Raw genomic sequence first — 16,552 nt, 5'->3', positions numbered from 1 at the left:
CGGGATGTCGCGACCATCATCGACGAGTTGGCCAAGCAGTTTCCCGACGTGCCGGAACTTGGTGACGACATCGAGCAATTCATGGAGGTCGCCCGTGCACAGCACTGGATCGAACTTGCCTGACACCACCGCCCTGCCACCCAGGCCGGAAGTCGGCCTGCCGCTGTGGCTGCTGGCGGAGCTGACCTATCGGTGCCCGTTGCAGTGCCCGTACTGCTCCAACCCGTTGGACTTCGCCGAGCAGGGCAAGGAGCTGAGCACCGAGCAGTGGTTCAAGGTCTTTCGCGAAGCCCGGGAGATGGGCGCCGCGCAGCTGGGTTTTTCCGGCGGCGAGCCGCTGGTGCGCCAGGACCTGGCCGAGCTGATCGGTGAAGCGCGCAGGCTGGGTTTCTATACCAACCTGATCACCTCCGGCATCGGCTTGACCGAACAGAAAATCAGTGACTTCAAGAAGGCCGGGCTGGACCATATCCAGATCAGTTTCCAGGCCAGCGACGAGCAGGTGAACAACCTCCTGGCCGGCTCGAAGAAAGCCTTCGCGCAAAAACTGGAAATGGCCCGGGCGGTGAAGGCCCACGGCTATCCGATGGTGCTGAACTTCGTGACCCACCGGCACAACATCGACAAGATCGACCGCATCATCGAGCTGTGCATTGCCCTGGAGGCCGACTTCGTCGAACTCGCCACTTGCCAGTTCTACGGCTGGGCGCAATTGAACCGTGTCGGCCTGCTGCCCACCCGGGAGCAACTGGTACGCGCCGAGCGCATCACCAATGAATACCGCGCCAAGCTGGAAGCCGAAGGCAATCCGTGCAAGTTGATCTTTGTCACGCCGGACTACTATGAAGAACGCCCCAAGGGCTGCATGAACGGCTGGGGCAGCATTTTCCTCACCGTCACGCCGGACGGCACGGCATTGCCCTGTCACGGCGCCCGACAGCTGCCGGTGCAGTTTCCCAATGTGCGCGACCACAGCATGCAGCACATCTGGTACGACTCGTTCGGTTTCAACCGTTTCCGCGGTTATGACTGGATGCCCGAACCGTGCCGCTCCTGCGATGAAAAAGAAAAGGACTTCGGTGGCTGTCGCTGCCAGGCGTTCATGCTCACGGGGGACGCCAGCAACGCCGACCCGGTGTGCAGCAAGTCCGAACACCACGGGGTGATTCTCCAGGCGCGTGAAGACGCCGAGCACGCCACGCAAACCATTGAACAGTTGGCCTTTCGCAATGAACGAAACTCGCGCCTCATCGCCAAAGGCTGAGCCTTTCAGCGCCGCCCAGGCCGTTGCCGCCGGCACTGACTTCGCCGAACTGCAGGTCGGGCCCTTGGGCTTGTTCTGGAATGAGTACCGCCCCGCGGACGGCGCCTGCCGGATCTGGCATTGGCAAGAGGCCGAGGCCCGCTGTTTGACGCCGGACGGGTTCAGCGCGCGCAGCCGGGTCTATGAATACGGTGGAGGATCGTTCTGCCTGAGCCATGACGGCGTGCTGTTCGTCAATGAGACCGACCAGCAGCTGTATCACCAGTCGCTGAGCGACGGGCAGCCCGTGGCGCTGACCTCCGGTGAGTGCCGCTACGGGGACCTCGGCTTTGCCGGTGGCCAGGTGTTGGCGGTGGAAGAACAAGCCAACCAGCATCGCCTGGTGTCGATCGGGTTGGCGGATCATCAACGGCATCTACTGGCTGAAGGTGCCGATTTCTACGCTTCGCCGACCCTGAGCCCGGACGGCCAGCGGCTCGCCTGGGTTGAGTGGAGCCGCCCGCATCAACCCTGGACAGCCACGCGGTTGATGTTGGCCGAACGCAATGCTTCGGGTTGGGGCGAGCCACGCTGTGTGGCCGGCGAGGGTGAGCAAGAGTCTATTCAGCAACCGCGCTTCGACGCGGCCAGTCGCCTTTATTGCCTGAGTGATCGCGGTGGTTATTGGCAGCCTTGGAGGGAGTCGGCCCAAGGCCTGGCAGCACTGCCCGCCGCCGAAGCCGATCACGCCCCGGCGCCATGGCAACTGGGTGGCTGTACCTGGCTGCCGCTGGATGAACACACGTACCTGGCGAGTTGGACCGAAGCGGGTTTCGGGCGCCTGGGCCTGTGTCGCGAAGACCACGCCAGCGAGGACTTTACCGGCACCTATACCCGCTTTCGCAGCCTGGCGCTGGATGAGCGGTTCATCTACGCCATTGCCGCCTCGCCGACCGGCCCGTCGGCGGTCATTGCCATCGAGCGGCATAGTCATGACGTGGCGGTGCTGGCCGGCGGCGCCGCGCCATTGCCCGTCGAACAGATCAGCCGTCCTCGCACTCTGCGTTATCCGTCCGGGTCAGGTGAGGCCCACGGGTTCTTTTACCCGGCCATGAATGTACAGGCGAAGCCGCCCCTGGTGGTGTTCATTCACGGCGGCCCCACCTCGGCCTGTTATCCCCTGTTCGATCCGCGTATCCAGTATTGGACCCAGCGTGGCTTTGCCGTTGCCGATCTCAATTACCGCGGCAGCAGCGGCTATGGCCGGGCCTATCGGCAGGCATTGCATTTGAACTGGGGCGTGGTGGATGTCGAGGATGCCTGCGCGGTGGTTGCCTACCTGGATGAGCAAGGCCTGATCGATGGCCGTCATGCGTCCATTCGGGGTGGCAGTGCCGGTGGCTATACGACCCTCTGCGCCTTGGCGTTCCATGAGGTCTTCCGTGCCGGCGCCAGCCTCTATGGCGTGAGCGACCCTGTCGCCCTCGGCCGGGCCACGCACAAGTTCGAAGGTGATTACCTGGACTGGCTGATCGGCGATCCGCAACAGGACGTCGAACGCTACCGCGCCCGCACCCCGTTGCTACACGCCGGGAACATCCGTGTGCCGGTGATCTTTTTCCAGGGTGAACTGGACGCCGTGGTGGTGCCGCAGCAAACCCGCGACATGGTCAGTGCCTTACAGGCCAACGGCGTGGCCGTCGAGGCGCACTACTATCCGGATGAGCGCCACGGTTTTCGCAAGGCCGCGAACCAGGCGCATGCTCTGGAGCATGAGTGGTTGTTCTATCGCAAGGTGATGGATGGCGATCTGTAGGACGCCAGACAAACTGTGGGAGCGAACTTGCTCGCGATAGCGGTAGTCCAGTCGATATTTCCGTGGACTGACACACCGCTATCGCGAGCAAGCTCGCTCCCACAGGGGGATTTTATGACCGATGAATTCAGCGCTTGGCGATGATGTACACCGCATGCACGATGCCAGGGATGTAACCCAACAGCGTCAGCAGGATATTCAGCCAGAACGCCCCGCCGAAACCGACTTGTAGGAACACACCCAATGGCGGCAGCAGGATGGCGATAATAATGCGAATGAAATCCATGGATGACTCCCTGATCGACGATGGCCAAATTGCCACATAGCTCATTGACCTCAAGCCGCTCGTCAGGGTTCAGTGAAACGCAAACAGAAGCAGCCCGGAGTAGGGCGCGCTGCCAAGGAACAAAAAATCCAGGCAAAAGAAAACCCCGCCGAAGCGGGGCTTTGCAGACTGTTTCCCTGACATCCATTTCACTCCGCCGTCCTGGCAGAATCCTACGTGTCCATGTTGTTACTTTTGCGCGTCCTGCGCGGCGTCCATGTGAAGTAGATTAGCCCTGGATCCAATCTGCCGATAGAGGGAAAACGCCAGCACATTGTGTAAGCTTTTGCTTACACAATGTCAGTTTTTAGAACTGCCCGGGCTCCAGCAGAAACAGCGACTCGCTGCCAGCTTTCACCGAAGCACTCAGGGAGTGAATGCGCGGCAGCAGGCGAGCGAAATAGAACCGCGCCGTGCCCAGTTTGCTCGCGTAGAAATCATCCTGGTTTTCTTTGCCAAAAGCCGCCTTGGCCATCAACGCCCACATGTAAGCGTAAGCGGTGTAGCCGAACGCCTGGAGGTACTCCACCGAAGCGGCGCCGATTTCGTTCGGGTTGTTCTTCGCCCGGTCCAGCAACCAATCGGTCAACTCATCCAGCGTACCGACCGCATCGTTCAGTGGCTTGGTGAACTCCGCCAGGTCGCTGCTCGCGGTGGCGGTGAAATGGCGGATTTCATCGGCGAACAACCGGTAGAACGCTCCGCCACTGCCGACGATCTTGCGCCCTACCAGGTCCAGCGCCTGGATACCGTTGGTACCTTCGTAGATCTGGGTGATGCGCACGTCACGCACCAGTTGCTCCTGGCCCCATTCACGAATGTAACCATGGCCGCCGAACACCTGCTGGCCATGAACCGTGGTTTCCAGGCCCAGGTCGGTCAGGAATGCCTTGGCCACTGGGGTCAGCAACGCCACCAGGTCTTCGGCGCGCTTGCGGGTGACCGGGTCTTCGCTGAACTTGGCGGTGTCCAGTTGCATCGCCACGTAGGTGGAAAATGCCCGGCCACCCTCGTTCGAGGCCTTCATGGTCAGCAGCATCCGACGCACGTCGGGGTGGACGATGATCGGGTCAGCGACCTTGTCCTTGTTCTGCGCACCAGTGGGCGAACGGCTTTGCAGGCGGTCACGGGCATATTCGACGGCGTTCTGGTAGGAACGCTCGCCGGAGGCCAGGCCTTGGATGCCAACCCCCAGACGCTCGTAGTTCATCATGGTGAACATCGCCGCCAGGCCTTTGTTCGGCTCACCCACCAGGTAGCCCACAGCTTCGTCGAAGTTCATCACGCAGGTGGCGGACGCCTGGATGCCCATCTTGTGTTCGATCGACCCGCAGTTGGCCGCGTTGCGCGCGCCCAGGCTGCCGTCGGCATTGACCATGAACTTGGGCACCAGGAACAGCGAGATACCCTTCGGGCCCGCCGGTGCGTCTGGCAGTTTCGCCAGCACCAGGTGGATGATGTTCTCGGTGAGGTCGTGCTCGCCACCGGTGATGAAAATCTTCGTGCCACTGACCTTGTAGGAACCGTCGGCCTGAGGTTCGGCCTTGGTGCGGATGATCCCCAGGTCCGTACCGGCGTGAGGCTCGGTCAGGCACATGGAACCGGCCCAGACGCCGGCGTACATGTTCGGCAGGTACGCCGCCTTCAGTTCTTCGCTCGCATGGGCATTGATCGACAGGCAGGCGCCGGCGGTCAGCATCGGATACAAGCCGAAGGACAGGCTGGCGGAGTTGACCATTTCCTCGACCTGGGCCGAAACGGCCTTGGGCATGCCCATGCCGCCGTACACCGGATCACCACCGACACCGACCCAACCGCCTTCAGCGTAAGTCTGGTAGGCCTGTGGGAAACCTGCCGGCGTGGTGACGGCGCCGTCGGCCCAGTGGCAACCTTCTTCGTCAGCGGCGCGGCTGAGGGGGGCGATGCTTTTGCTGGTGACTTTGCCGGCTTCTTCGAGGATCGCTTCGACCGTTTCAGCGTCCACGGTATCGGCCAGCACCGGCAATTGGGCCCAGAGTTTCGCGACCTCGAACACTTCATTGAGGACGAAGCGCATATCGCGCAGGGGCGCTTTGTAGTCAGCCATGGCAAACCTCGCAGGATCTAAACAGTTGGGTTCGTAAAAGACGGTTTCGCAATGACCCGAGTGTACCTCAACAACTTTTGCGACACATAGGGTCAACCCATGACTGTTTTGTTATTTTTAGTCACCACAGGATTTTAGAGATTAACCGTGGCGAAAGAGCTTGCTCCCGCTTGAGTGCGCAGCATCACAATAAAGAGGGCTGCTACGCAGCCCAACGGGAGCAAGCGCCCTCGCCACGGTTCAGTCAGAGGGCAAACAACGCTGCCGGCAGCTTCATCAAACACTCGCTCCCGGCCTCGACCGCAGCCCGATGGGCGGTCGTACGCGGCAGCAGGCGCTTGAAGTAGAACTCGCAGGTCGCCAGTTTGGCCTGGCAGAAATCGCCGTCACCCTTGCCGCTGTCGAGTTGCGCCTGGGCCACCAAGGCCATGCGCAGCCACAGGTAGGCCAGGATGATGTAGCCGCTGTACATCAGGTAGTCCACCGAGGCGGCACCCACTTCATCCGGATTCTTCATGGCGGCCATGCCAACCCGAGTGGTCAGCTCGCCCCACTGCTGGTTGAGCCCGTCGAGTTGCGCGACGTACTCCTTGAGCTGCGGATGTTGCGCATTGGCAGCGCAGAATTTATGGACGATTTTGGTGAAACCTCGCAGCAATTTGCCCTGGCTACCCAGCACCTTGCGCCCCAGCAAATCCAGGGCCTGGATGCCGTTGGTGCCCTCGTAGATCGGCGCGATGCGGCAGTCGCGCACCAACTGCTCCATGCCCCACTCGCGGATGAAGCCGTGGCCGCCGAACACTTGCATGCCGTGGTTGGTTACCTCCAGCCCGGTGTCGGTCATGAAGGCCTTGCAGATCGGGGTGAGAAACGCCAGCAGGTCCTCGGCCTCCTGGCGCGCGGTGTCGTCCGGGCTCAGGTGGGCGGTATCGAGCAGTTGCGCGGTGAAATACGTCAGTGCCCGGTTGCCTTCGTTGAAGGCCTTCATGGTCAGCAACATCCTGCGCACATCGGGATGGACGATGATCGGGTCGGCAACTTTTTCCGGCGCCTTGGGGCCGGTCAGCGCGCGCATCTGCAGACGGTCGTTGGCGTATTTGATCGCGCCCTGGAAGCTCGCCTCCCCCAGGCACAGGCCCTGCATGCCGGTGCCAAGCCGGGCGTGGTTCATCATAGTGAACATGCAGTTGAGGCCCTTGTTCGGCTCGCCGATCAGGAAACCTTTGGCCCCATCGAAATTCAACACACAAGTGGCCGAAGCCTTGATGCCCATCTTGTGTTCGATCGAGCCACAGGAAACGCCATTGCGCGCTCCGGCCTCACCGGTGGCGTCGGGCAGGAACTTGGGCACGATGAACAACGAGATGCCTTTGGTCCCGGCGGGAGCGTCCGGCAGCTTGGCCAGCACCAGGTGGATGATGTTATCGCTCATGTCGTGTTCGCCGGCGGAGATGAAAATCTTGCTGCCGGAGATCGCGTAACTGCCGTCGGCCTGGGGCACGACGCGGGTCTTGATGATGCCCAGGTCGGTGCCGCAGTGGGCTTCGGTCAGGCACATGGTGCCGGTCCACTGGCCGGCGGTGAGTTTGCTCAGGTAGGTCTGTTTCTGTTCTTCAGTGCCGTGGGCATGAATGGCCGACATGGCACCGTGCGTCAGGCCCGGGTACATGCCCCAGGACGTGTTGCTGGAGCCAATCATCTCGCTGATGACCAGGCCCAGGGAGCTGGGCAAGCCTTGGCCACCATAAGCCGGATCTGCCGCCAAGCCGTGCCAGCCACCTTCCACGTACTGTGCGAAAGCCTGCTTGAAGCCTGTAGGCGTGGTGACTACGCCGTTGTCGAAATGGCAACCCTCTTCATCACCGGAGCGATTGAGCGGCGCCAGCACGTTTTCACAGAATTTGGCGCCTTCCTCGAGGATCGCGCTGACCATGTCCGGGCTGGCATCGCTGGCACCCAGCTCGGCATAACGGCCATGGAAATCGAAGACGTGATCGATCAGAAAGCGCATGTCGCGCAGGGGGGCTTTGTACTCGGGCATGGTGGTTTTCTCCGGTAGCAGATCGTTCCAACCTACTGCCGGCCACCCTGTCCCACAATCACAGTCCAGACGCTGAATGCGCCGTCATCACTCAACCCGCGGCGGCTTCCATGCGCACCGCGCCGCGGCGGTTCTGGCCGAAGGCAACCACACAGTTTCGCCCCGCGCCCTTGGCGTTATACAGCGCCTGGTCGGCGGACTTGAGCACTTCTTCGGGCGTGCGCTGCTCAAGGCGCTCCGCGACGCCGATGCTGACCGTCACCGATACGCTGGAAGCACCCGCGCCGGAGCGACGCTGGCGACCTTGCTGATCGTCCTGGGGACGGCTATCGGGATTGCGCAGCTGGATGGCATACGTCTCGATGGACTGGCGGATGACCTCAAGATGGGGCATGCACTCGTCGATGGTCTTGCCTGCGAACACCAGGGCAAATTCCTCACCGCCGTAGCGATACGCCCTACCGCCACCGCCGATCTTCGACAACTTGCTGGCGACCAGGCGCAGCACCTGGTCGCCCACGTCGTGGCCGTGGGTGTCGTTGAATTTCTTGAAATGGTCCACGTCACTCATCGCCAACACATAGTTGCGCCCCAGGCGCTGCATGCGTTCGTTCAGTGCCCGCCGGCCCGGCAGGCCGGTGAGCTCGTCACGGAAAGCCATCTGATAGGCCTCGTGGGCGACCGCCGCGGCGATCATCAACATGACCTGGCTGCACATGATGTTCAGGGTGAACGGCAGGATAAAGGTCTTGGGCAGCATCCAGAACAACCCCAGCAAACCCACCAGTTGCGCCGCGTGCAATGGCCGGGGATTGCGCCAGTATTGCCAGGCCAACAGCAGGAACGCGGCGGCGAACATCGGGTAGGACAATTGGATCAGGCTCATCCAGGCACCGTGCAACGCGGGCCAGCGGATCTCCGAGAGCCACAACAACAAGGCCTGGGGGAAACTCTGCTCCAAGGCCAGCGCCACACTGCCAAAGACCAGCAACACCGCAAACCGCGCCACCATGTCCTGGAACAGGTGGGTGCGCTCCTGCCACGCGGCGAACAGCCCGAACAACAGCGGCAACAACAGGCAGACGAGATGGAACACCACCGCCGCGTCTTCGCGCACTTTACCGTTATCGCGATAAAAGTCGGTCTGGGTGTCGAGGAGAAAGTAGGCGATATACACCGTGACCATCAGAAACAGTTCACGCTGACGTCGGTAGACCGCGCAATACGCTCCACCTAGCAACAGCACCAGCGTCGGGAGAACGTTGAACAGCGAGGTGAAGAAAACGTTGAGATCCTTGACGTAGGCAGCCGCAAGCCCCGCCACCAACAACAGCAACGACGGTAGGAAATGGCTCAAACGTACAGCGGAAGAACGCGGCAAGGGTAAAGCTCCGACCCGGCTGATCAAAGATGGCATTGTGCCTGCAATTGGAACAGTAAGGCACGCGAGATGTGACAGATGTCACACTGCCATCGCTGTAACGGCAGGGCGGAAGGTTTTCTTAAGGCTTTGTCGGAGCAATTGTTGTTACAGAATTTTCATGCAAACAACTGCGGCTGCTCAGATGGAAAACCTGAGCTTGCGATCCACCGCAAAGTGGCCGCTACCGCGCACGGCAATATAGAGCGCAAGAAATCCCATCAATACGGGAAACTCAATGCCGCGATCGATCCACGGCCAAGTGGGGCCAAGCGCGTAGCTGATAGCCACCATTTGCACCGCCATCATGAACGCGACCGGGCGCGCCCACAGACCGACAGCCAGCATGACCGCGCCGACCGTTTCAAGAAGCATGACCAGAACTGCCCATTGCGCGGCGAACGGCAAGCCCATGACGTTCTGGATCAGGTTGATGGAGCCCGCCATGGGATCCGCCATGGAACCGTGGGATATCCCCAGGGCTTTTGGAAGGCCGTGGGTGAACATGACAACGCCGAACGCAAACCGCAGCACTGCATACAAAACGGGCTCCGCACGGGTGTAAAGCCCATCCAGCGCAGGAAACAGCAGGCGCTCTTGGGAGGCGGTGGTTTCTATGGAGGTCATCGCGGATTTACGTTGTGACGTGTCCATCGCGGTAGTCCTTTTTATGAATGAGGTTTTCAGAGCCACCCGCTAACGCGGCCGGCACTTGCTGGCGAGATGCTGGACTCCCCGCGTCAATGACCAGCGCCCTGGCGAACCCGCTTTTGCAGCGAATGCGCCAGCAGGGCCGCTGTCGCTCCCAGCGTCCCGGCCAGGGCCAGCATCCCGAAGGTTGTGAGCGACGGGGGTTGGTGCGAAGCGAAATACGCCACCAGCCCCAGGAAGAAACCGAGCAGGTTGTTGAACACCGGCGCCTTGGCCAAAGACAGCGCAATGACCGTGATGGCGAACACCACTGCACTGATGGCATAGCTACCCAGAACAGGCGTCAGGGCAGCCATGGCATTGGCCGCACCGATGCCCAGAATGACGCCGATCAGCACGCAGGCCAGATTGATCGCCCCTTGCTTGAGGTTGAGCCCGCGGGTAAAGAATGAAATCCACCCGACAAACATGGCCCACACCGGAACCTCCAGCGCCATCACGCTCAGGGTGGCGGCTGATGACGCAATGACCGACTCCCCCACCACCACCTTCAGATGAGTGAAAAATGCATTATTGGCCATGACTCACCTCCCGGGTCGCAGGTACCCGCCGTGACGTCAAGAGGCCAGACAGGGCGATACGACGCAAGAAGCGCTCGCCAGCGGCGATCAGGCACCAAGCCGCAAGAGTGATGTTCACGTTCATGGTCAATTCCTTTCCGGTACGTGCGATAAAGCTGGTTTCACGGGATCGGCACCGGCCGAGCCCACATGGAGCGAAGGTTGTCAGCCCACAACCCCATGATGTCGATTGACCGCCTGTGAATAAACGGGATGAAATTGACTTATCTATTCCAAAAACCACAACAAATGGGCCGTTATGGACCGTTTCGACGCGTTGCAGGGACAGGTGACGGAATTTGAAGCACGAGGCTGCATTTCCACAGTAAGAAATTCGGCGACTTGAAGCCTGTTGGTGCTTGAGGCGCGTGTTTGTCGGCGGCGCAAAAAAAAGCCGCTGCTCCCGAAGAAGCAGCGGCTTTTTTCAAAGAACCGCGTAAGGCTTAGTAACCCAGCGCGAAGTCTTCTTCTTTCATGTCCATCAGGTTGTTGGCGCCCGACAGCATGGTTGCCACGTGGGTACGGGTACGCGGCAGGATGCGCTGGAAGTAGAAGCGCGCGGTCTGCAGCTTGGCGGTGTAGAAGGCTTCTTCGGTGGTGCCGGCTGCGAGTTTTTCCGCCGCCAGGCGCGCCATGTCGGCCCAGAAATAGGCCAGGCAGGCGTAACCGGAGTACATCAGGTAGTCCACCGATGCCGCGCCCACTTCTTCACGATCCTTCATGGCCGCCATGCCGACCTTCATGGTCAGCTCGCCCCATTCCTTGTTCAGCGCAGCCAGGGGTTCGACGAACTCCTTGACCGCTTCGTTGCCTTCGTTGCTCTGGCAGAACTTGTGGACGATCTTGGTGAAGCCCTTGAGTGCCTCGCCCTGGGTCATCAGCACTTTACGGCCCAGCAGGTCGAGGGCCTGGATGCCGGTGGTGCCTTCGTACAGCATCGAGATGCGGCTGTCGCGAACGTTCTGCTCCATGCCCCACTCGGCGATGAAGCCGTGGCCGCCGTAGATCTGCACGCCATGGTTGGCCGATTCGAAACCGACTTCGGTCATGAAGGCCTTGGCGATCGGCGTCATGAACGCCAGCAGCGCATCGGCTTTTTTCTTCTCCTCTTCGTCCACGCCGTACTTGACGATGTCGACCTGCTTGGCGGTGAAGTACACCATCGCCCGGTTACCTTCGGCGAAGGCCTTCATGGTCAGCAGCATGCGACGCACGTCCGGGTGCACGATGATCGGGTCGGCGGCCTTGTCTGGCGCTTTCGGGCCCGTCAGGGAACGCATTTGCAGGCGATCACGGGCATATTTCAGGCCGCCCTGGAAGCCGATCTCGGCGTGGGCCAGGCCTTGCAGCGCAGTGCCCAGGCGTGCGGTGTTCATGAAGGTGAACATGCAGTTCAGGCCTTTGTTCGCCGGGCCGATCAGGTAACCGGTGGCCGCGTCGAAGTTCATCACGCAAGTGGCGTTGCCGTGAATGCCCATCTTGTGTTCCAGGGAACCACAGCTCACCGCGTTGCGCTGACCGATGGAGCCGTCGGCGTTAGGCAGGAATTTTGGAACGATGAACAGCGAAATGCCCTTGGTGCCAGCCGGTGCGTCCGGCAGGCGTGCCAGCACGATGTGGACGATGTTGTCGGCCATGTCGTGTTCACCGGCCGAAATGAAGATCTTCGTACCGGAAACCTTGTAGGAACCGTCGGCCTGAGGCTCGGCCTTGGTGCGCAGCATGCCCAGGTCGGTGCCACAGTGCGGTTCGGTCAGGCACATGGTGCCGGTCCATTCGCCGGAAACCAGCTTGGTCAGGTAGGCCTCTTGCTGCTCGGGCGTACCGTGCTCGGAAATCGTGTTCATCGCGCCATGGGACAGGCCCGGGTACATGCCCCACGACCAGTTGGCTTCACCGACCATCTCGCTGACCGCCAGGCCCAGGGATTCCGGCAGGCCTTGACCGCCATGCTCGACGTCGTGGGCCAGGCTCGGCCAGCCACCTTCGACGAATTGCTTGTAGGCTTCCTTGAAACCGGCCGGGGTTTTCACGCCGGACTCGCTCCAAGTGCAACCTTCGATGTCGCCCACACGGTTCAGCGGAGCCAGTACCTGCTCACAAAACTTGGCGCCTTCTTCGAGAATGGCGTCAACCATGTCCGGAGTTGCGTCCTGGCAAGCCGGAAGGCTCTGATAATGCGCTTCGTAGCCAAGCAGTTCGTCACGAACGAAGCGAATATCACGCAAGGGGGCCTTGTAGTCAGGCATAGCGATAAACCTCTGCTGATGTAACCGGGAATGAACGACCGCGTGGATTTTGTTGTAGCGGTCAAACAGTTGTTTGAAACATACGTTTACGCCCAAATCTTGTCAAGCGCCGATCTTTTGCCGTTCGTCATCAGCCTGAGAAAAACGTCGGACACAGGAAACCCATCGCCCTGAAGAATCCGCGATGCGCGTAGGAAAAGATTAGTTGAGCAATAAGACGTTAGAGACAAAAACGCCGCGAATAATCGCGGCGTCTTGGCAAATCTGAAGAGCAGGATCAGGCAAAGGTATCGATCAATGTCCCGAGCATTTCGTCGGATGCCTTGGCGACGTTGGCACCCAGTTGCACCTGGAACTTGCCCTGGGCCATTTCGACCATGTTGGCGGCCTGGTCCGACTGCTGGCTACGATCCACCGAACGCAGGCGATCTACCTGGACTTCGGACGACTGGCTGGTGACCGAACGCTCGATCGTGTTGTTGGCGATCTGGCTGGAGGCCTGATCGACGCGGCTCTGCCCTGTCTGAATCGTGCTCAGACCGGCATAAAACGCGGTACTTCCTGAGATTTCCATGGCAGAGCTCGTCTTCTTGAAGGGTCGACAGTGGCCATTGAATCAGAAGCCCAGGGAAAAGGCCCGACAAAAACACTAATGGCACAGTGCCGTGTCATAGGCAAAACCTTGCCGGGGGCTCAGTCCAGCAGATCCAATTGCAGGTGTCCGGCCACGGCTTCGGCCGTCACGCTCTGGATCCGTGCCACCCTGCCCAGGCACGGCGCCGGAAGTCGCTCGGCCAAGGTTGCCAGGTTTTCTTCCAGGCGCGAGGTGGCCGGGTCGATGATATTCGCGACCCAACCGGCAAGCTGCAAGCCATCACGGGCGATAGCTTCGGCGGTCAACAATGCGTGACTGATGCAACCCAGGCGCACGCCCACCACCAGAATCACCGGCAAGCCCAGCGCGATCGCCAGATCGGAAAGATTGTCCTGGCCGACCAGCGGCACACGCCAACCACCTGCGCCCTCGATCAAGGTGAAATCGGCGTTCAGCGCCAGCACTTCGCGCATCGGGCCGAGTAGCGACTGCACCGTCAAGGCAACACCCGCTTCCCGGGCGGCCAGGTGCGGCGCTATTGCCGGTTCGAACGCCACCGGATTGACCTGTGCATAAGTCAACGGTATCGAGCATTCGGCCAGCAAGGCCAAGGCATCGGCGTTGCGCAGGCCCTTGGGCGTCACGTCGCAGCCAGAGGCCACGGGTTTTCCGGCAGCCGTGCTCATCCCAGCCTGCCGCGCAGCATGCAACAGGCCCGCCGCGACCGTGGTCTTGCCTACATCGGTGTCGGTGCCGGTAATGAAATAGGCCTTGCTCATAGCGGTTTCTCCAAAACGGCGTAGACCACCTGGTAAGTTGCCGGCAGCCCCTGGGCCTGACGAAACTGCTCATAAGCTTCAACCAGCGCGAGAATCCGCGCCCTGCCCGTCAAGCCACCGGGGCGACCAGGGTTCAGATTGTGGGCACCCAAAGCTTTCAATTCATGCGTCAGGCTGCGCACGTCAGGGTAATGCAGCACATGAGGACGATTTTCAAGACTGACGACATTCAGCCCGCTGGCCGCGCAAAGGTGTTGATACGTCTCGAACGCACGGAAACGGTTGACGTGTACCAAGCCATCCACCTGACGCCAGCTGTCGCGCAATTCGTACAAAGTGCCCACGCAGAGGCTGGTGAAGGCCAACACCCCACCCGGTTTCAACACCCGATGGGCCTCGCTCAGCACCGTGGCGAAATCCGCGCACCATTGCACCGCCAGGCTGGAGAACACCAGGTCGCAGCTCGCCGCCTGCAAAGGCAGCCGCTCAGCATCACCGGCGACAAAATACGCCGCGCCACCCTGGGGACGCGCATGGTTGAGCATGCCTTCGGCGATATCCAACGCCAGGCCGGTGGTCGCACCAAAACGCGCACCCAAGGCCCGAGTGAAATAGCCGGTGCCGCAGCCCAGGTCCAGCCAACGTTGCGGCGTGAAAGAAGGCGGCAAGCGACCAAGCAATTGCTGGCCTACGTCGCGCTGCAGCTCGGCCACGCTGTCATAGCTGGTCGCGGCCCGGGAAAACGAAGCCGCTACCTGGCGCTTGTCGGGCAAGGCACCGGGCAATGGAGGGAGAGACAAATCAGTCATCGCCGGACTCATGCAAAAAAACCTGGATCGCCGCCGCTATACCGTGAGGGTCTTCCAGAAGGAATCCGTGGCCGGCCTGTTCAATCAGACCGATTTCGACATCCGGCAGCAAGACCAGCAAATCACCCGCGGCCTCGGCCGGCACCAGGGCATCGAGCCCGGCAAACAGATGCAGTTGCGGGCCTCGGAAACTCTGCAACGCAGCGCGGGTGTCCAATCGCGCCAGCAGTTCGAGCCCGACCATCAATACTTCGGGCGAAGTGCTTGGCGCCCCGGCCAACAACAACCGCGACAACCCGCGTGGATCGCTGCAGCCCTGGGCACACAGCAGACTGAAACGCTTGAGGGTCTGGCGTGGGTCGGCCGCACAGCCGGCGAGAAAGCCATCGAACGTCTGGCCGTCCATCGCGCTCGGCCATTGCTCGTGGGCGACAAAGGACGGATTGCTGGCCATGGTCAGCAGACCACAGCAGCGCTCACCCCGGCGCGCCGCCAGCGCCGAGGCCAGCATGCCGCCCAGGGACCAACCGCCCAGCCAGGTGTCCTGAGGCACGGTGGCGTCCAACTCTTCGAGCCATTCATCAGGGTCGCTCGATAGCAATGCCGGCAACGGCTCGATTTCCACCCGCAGGTGTTCGTCGAGCCCTTGCAAAGCCGCCGCCAGCGGTTCCAGCGGTGAAACGCCCAAGCCCCAACCGGGCAGCAAAATCAGTCGATCACGCATGGCTTGGCTCCGGTCCCAACAGGGCAAAACACTCGGCCAGTGCATTCAACAATAGCTGCACCTGGGCCTCGCTATGGGCGGCGGTCAGAGTCACGCGCAAACGAGCGCTGCCGGCCGGCACGGTGGGTGGGCGGATCGCCGTGACCATCAGCCCCCGCTCACGCAGCATCTGCGACAAGCGCATGGCCCGCCCCGCATCACCCACCAGGATCGGCTGGATCGGCGTGAAGCTGTCCATCAATTGCAGGCCGATCTGCTCGGCACCTTGGCGGAACTGACGGATCAGCACCTGCAGGTGTTCGCGCCGCCAATGCTCGCCGCGCAGCAGTTCCAGGCTCTTGAGCGTGGCGCAGGCCAGGGCCGGCGGTTGGCTGGTGGTGTAGATGTAGGGACGCGCGAACTGGATCAGGCTTTCGATCAGTTCCTCGCTACCGGCGACGAAGGCCCCGGCGGTGCCAAAGGCCTTGCCCAGGGTGCCGACCAGCACCGGCACGTCCTCCTGGCTCAAGCCGAAATGTTCGACGATACCGCCGCCATGGGCCCCCAGCGGACCGAAGCCGTGGGCATCGTCGACCATCAGCCAGGCGCCCCGGGCCTTTGCCTCACGGGCCAGGGCCGGCAGGTCGGCAATGTCGCCGTCCATGCTGAACACACCGTCGGTGACCACCAGGGTATTGCCAGTGGCTTTCTCCAGACGACTGGCCAGGCTCTGGGCATCGTTGTGCAGGTATCGGTTGAAACGCGCACCGGACAACAGCCCGGCGTCGAGCAGCGAAGCGTGATTGAGGCGGTCTTCCAGCACCGTATCGCCCTGCCCCACCAGCGCGGTGACCGCGCCGAGGTTGGCCATGTAACCGGTGGTAAACAACAACGCCCGCGGACGCCCCGTCAGGTCGGCCAACGCTTCTTCCAAGGCGTGATGAGGGCTGCTGTGGCCGATCACCAAATGGGAGGCCCCACCCCCGACGCCCCAACGCGCCGCGCCGGCGCGCCAGGCCTCGATCACTTGCGGGTGATTGGCCAGGCCCAGGTAATCGTTGTTGCAGAACGCCAGCAACGGCTGGCCGTCCACCACCACTTCCGGGCCCTGGGGGCTTTCGAGCAGCGGGCGTTGGCGGTAGAGGTTTTCGGCACGACGGGCAGCCAGGCGTGCGGCGAGATCGAAGGGCATGCAGGCCTCGGGGTGAACCGCTA

General features: G+C 61.5%; 16 protein-coding genes. 3 read left to right on the top strand and 13 right to left on the bottom strand.

From position 1 onward, the window contains the following. From IB266_RS24205 to IB266_RS24195, 3 genes are all read left to right on the top strand, one after another. A partial coding sequence (locus IB266_RS24205; RefSeq protein WP_192262840.1) for a PqqD family peptide modification chaperone occupies nt 1-123 on the top strand: 123 nt, incomplete at its 5' end. Continuing rightward, a complete protein-coding gene (pqqE, locus tag IB266_RS24200) occupies nt 95-1,264 on the top strand; it encodes a pyrroloquinoline quinone biosynthesis protein PqqE (RefSeq protein ID WP_060740338.1) in 1,170 nt (389 codons plus the stop codon). The genes IB266_RS24205 and pqqE, both read left to right, overlap by 29 nt. Next, nucleotides 1,230-3,059 (top strand): alpha/beta hydrolase family protein, encoded by a 1,830-nt coding sequence (locus tag IB266_RS24195; RefSeq protein WP_192262838.1) that lies wholly within the window; start codon nt 1,230-1,232, stop codon nt 3,057-3,059. Before pqqE ends, IB266_RS24195 begins: the two co-directional genes overlap by 35 nt. A gap of 127 nt (nt 3,060-3,186) precedes the next feature. Here IB266_RS24195 and IB266_RS24190 read toward each other — a convergent pair whose 3' ends face one another. From IB266_RS24190 to bioF, 13 genes are all read right to left on the bottom strand, one after another. Then, nucleotides 3,187-3,345, bottom strand: a complete 159-nt coding sequence (locus tag IB266_RS24190) for a YqaE/Pmp3 family membrane protein (RefSeq protein ID WP_003177654.1) — start codon at nt 3,343-3,345, stop codon at nt 3,187-3,189. 346 nt (nt 3,346-3,691) lie between these two features. Next, a complete protein-coding gene (locus tag IB266_RS24185; protein ID WP_192262836.1) occupies nt 3,692-5,470 on the bottom strand; it encodes an acyl-CoA dehydrogenase C-terminal domain-containing protein in 1,779 nt (592 codons plus the stop codon). 244 nt (nt 5,471-5,714) lie between these two features. Further along, complete coding sequence (locus IB266_RS24180) at nt 5,715-7,511, bottom strand: acyl-CoA dehydrogenase C-terminal domain-containing protein (RefSeq protein ID WP_192262834.1); 1,797 nt, start codon at nt 7,509-7,511, stop codon at nt 5,715-5,717. 91 nt (nt 7,512-7,602) lie between these two features. Then, complete coding sequence (locus IB266_RS24175) at nt 7,603-8,892, bottom strand: GGDEF domain-containing protein (protein WP_060740334.1); 1,290 nt, start codon at nt 8,890-8,892, stop codon at nt 7,603-7,605. A 180-nt stretch (nt 8,893-9,072) separates the two neighbouring features. Further along, nucleotides 9,073-9,585, bottom strand: a complete 513-nt coding sequence (locus IB266_RS24170; protein ID WP_225613636.1) for a DoxX family protein — start codon at nt 9,583-9,585, stop codon at nt 9,073-9,075. Nucleotides 9,586-9,671: 86 nt separating this feature from the next. Further along, nucleotides 9,672-10,163 carry a DUF1097 domain-containing protein gene (locus IB266_RS24165; protein ID WP_192262832.1) on the bottom strand — a complete coding sequence of 164 codons (492 nt, stop codon included), beginning with the start codon at nt 10,161-10,163 and terminating at the stop codon, nt 9,672-9,674. Next, on the bottom strand, nt 10,153-10,287 hold the full coding sequence (locus IB266_RS30905) for a hypothetical protein (RefSeq protein ID WP_263864937.1): 135 nt from the start codon (nt 10,285-10,287) through the stop codon (nt 10,153-10,155). The genes IB266_RS24165 and IB266_RS30905 overlap by 11 nt, the downstream gene beginning before the upstream one ends. A gap of 358 nt (nt 10,288-10,645) precedes the next feature. Beyond that, the gene (locus IB266_RS24160) at nt 10,646-12,451 is read right to left on the bottom strand and encodes a phenylacyl-CoA dehydrogenase (RefSeq protein ID WP_060740332.1); all 1,806 of its coding nucleotides are present in this window, start codon (nt 12,449-12,451) and stop codon (nt 10,646-10,648) included. Nucleotides 12,452-12,728: 277 nt separating this feature from the next. Further along, nucleotides 12,729-13,025: a pyrroloquinoline quinone biosynthesis protein PqqE gene (locus IB266_RS24155; protein WP_192262830.1), complete on the bottom strand. Its 297-nt coding sequence runs from the start codon at nt 13,023-13,025 to the stop codon at nt 12,729-12,731. 119 nt (nt 13,026-13,144) lie between these two features. Then, entirely contained in the window at nt 13,145-13,825 is a 681-nt protein-coding gene (bioD, locus tag IB266_RS24150; protein WP_192262828.1) for a dethiobiotin synthase, read from the bottom strand. Further along, the gene (gene bioC, locus IB266_RS24145) at nt 13,822-14,634 is read right to left on the bottom strand and encodes a malonyl-ACP O-methyltransferase BioC (protein WP_192262826.1); all 813 of its coding nucleotides are present in this window, start codon (nt 14,632-14,634) and stop codon (nt 13,822-13,824) included. Before bioC ends, bioD begins: the two co-directional genes overlap by 4 nt. Next, a complete protein-coding gene (locus IB266_RS24140; RefSeq protein WP_192262824.1) occupies nt 14,627-15,358 on the bottom strand; it encodes an alpha/beta fold hydrolase in 732 nt (243 codons plus the stop codon). Before IB266_RS24140 ends, bioC begins: the two co-directional genes overlap by 8 nt. Then, nucleotides 15,351-16,529: an 8-amino-7-oxononanoate synthase gene (gene bioF, locus IB266_RS24135; RefSeq protein ID WP_192262822.1), complete on the bottom strand. Its 1,179-nt coding sequence runs from the start codon at nt 16,527-16,529 to the stop codon at nt 15,351-15,353. The genes IB266_RS24140 and bioF overlap by 8 nt, the downstream gene beginning before the upstream one ends. Nucleotides 16,530-16,552: the final 23 nt, after the last annotated feature.

It is taken from the genome of Pseudomonas sp. Pdm06, assembly GCF_014851795.1.
Classification (GTDB): domain Bacteria; phylum Pseudomonadota; class Gammaproteobacteria; order Pseudomonadales; family Pseudomonadaceae; genus Aquipseudomonas; species Aquipseudomonas fluorescens_AA.
The sequence above is the reverse complement of the archived record's forward strand: the minus strand, read 5'-3'. Positions and strand labels throughout refer to the sequence as shown.

What these genes read in the sequence shown, in the direction of transcription:
- IB266_RS24140 (WP_192262824.1), bottom strand. Translation starts at nt 15,358, where the DNA reads ATGCGTGATCGACTGATTTTGCTGCCCGGTTGGGGCTTGGGCGTTTCA.
- IB266_RS24190 (WP_003177654.1), bottom strand. Translation starts at nt 3,345, where the DNA reads ATGGATTTCATTCGCATTATTATCGCCATCCTGCTGCCGCCATTGGGT.
- IB266_RS30905 (WP_263864937.1), bottom strand. Translation starts at nt 10,287, where the DNA reads ATGAACGTGAACATCACTCTTGCGGCTTGGTGCCTGATCGCCGCTGGC.
- IB266_RS24165 (WP_192262832.1), bottom strand. Translation starts at nt 10,163, where the DNA reads ATGGCCAATAATGCATTTTTCACTCATCTGAAGGTGGTGGTGGGGGAG.
- bioC (WP_192262826.1), bottom strand. Translation starts at nt 14,634, where the DNA reads ATGACTGATTTGTCTCTCCCTCCATTGCCCGGTGCCTTGCCCGACAAG.
- IB266_RS24180 (WP_192262834.1), bottom strand. Translation starts at nt 7,511, where the DNA reads ATGCCCGAGTACAAAGCCCCCCTGCGCGACATGCGCTTTCTGATCGAT.
- IB266_RS24160 (WP_060740332.1), bottom strand. Translation starts at nt 12,451, where the DNA reads ATGCCTGACTACAAGGCCCCCTTGCGTGATATTCGCTTCGTTCGTGAC.
- bioF (WP_192262822.1), bottom strand. Translation starts at nt 16,529, where the DNA reads ATGCCCTTCGATCTCGCCGCACGCCTGGCTGCCCGTCGTGCCGAAAAC.
- IB266_RS24170 (WP_225613636.1), bottom strand. Translation starts at nt 9,585, where the DNA reads ATGGACACGTCACAACGTAAATCCGCGATGACCTCCATAGAAACCACC.
- IB266_RS24155 (WP_192262830.1), bottom strand. Translation starts at nt 13,025, where the DNA reads ATGGAAATCTCAGGAAGTACCGCGTTTTATGCCGGTCTGAGCACGATT.
- bioD (WP_192262828.1), bottom strand. Translation starts at nt 13,825, where the DNA reads ATGAGCAAGGCCTATTTCATTACCGGCACCGACACCGATGTAGGCAAG.
- IB266_RS24185 (WP_192262836.1), bottom strand. Translation starts at nt 5,470, where the DNA reads ATGGCTGACTACAAAGCGCCCCTGCGCGATATGCGCTTCGTCCTCAAT.
- IB266_RS24195 (WP_192262838.1), top strand. Translation starts at nt 1,230, where the DNA reads ATGAACGAAACTCGCGCCTCATCGCCAAAGGCTGAGCCTTTCAGCGCC.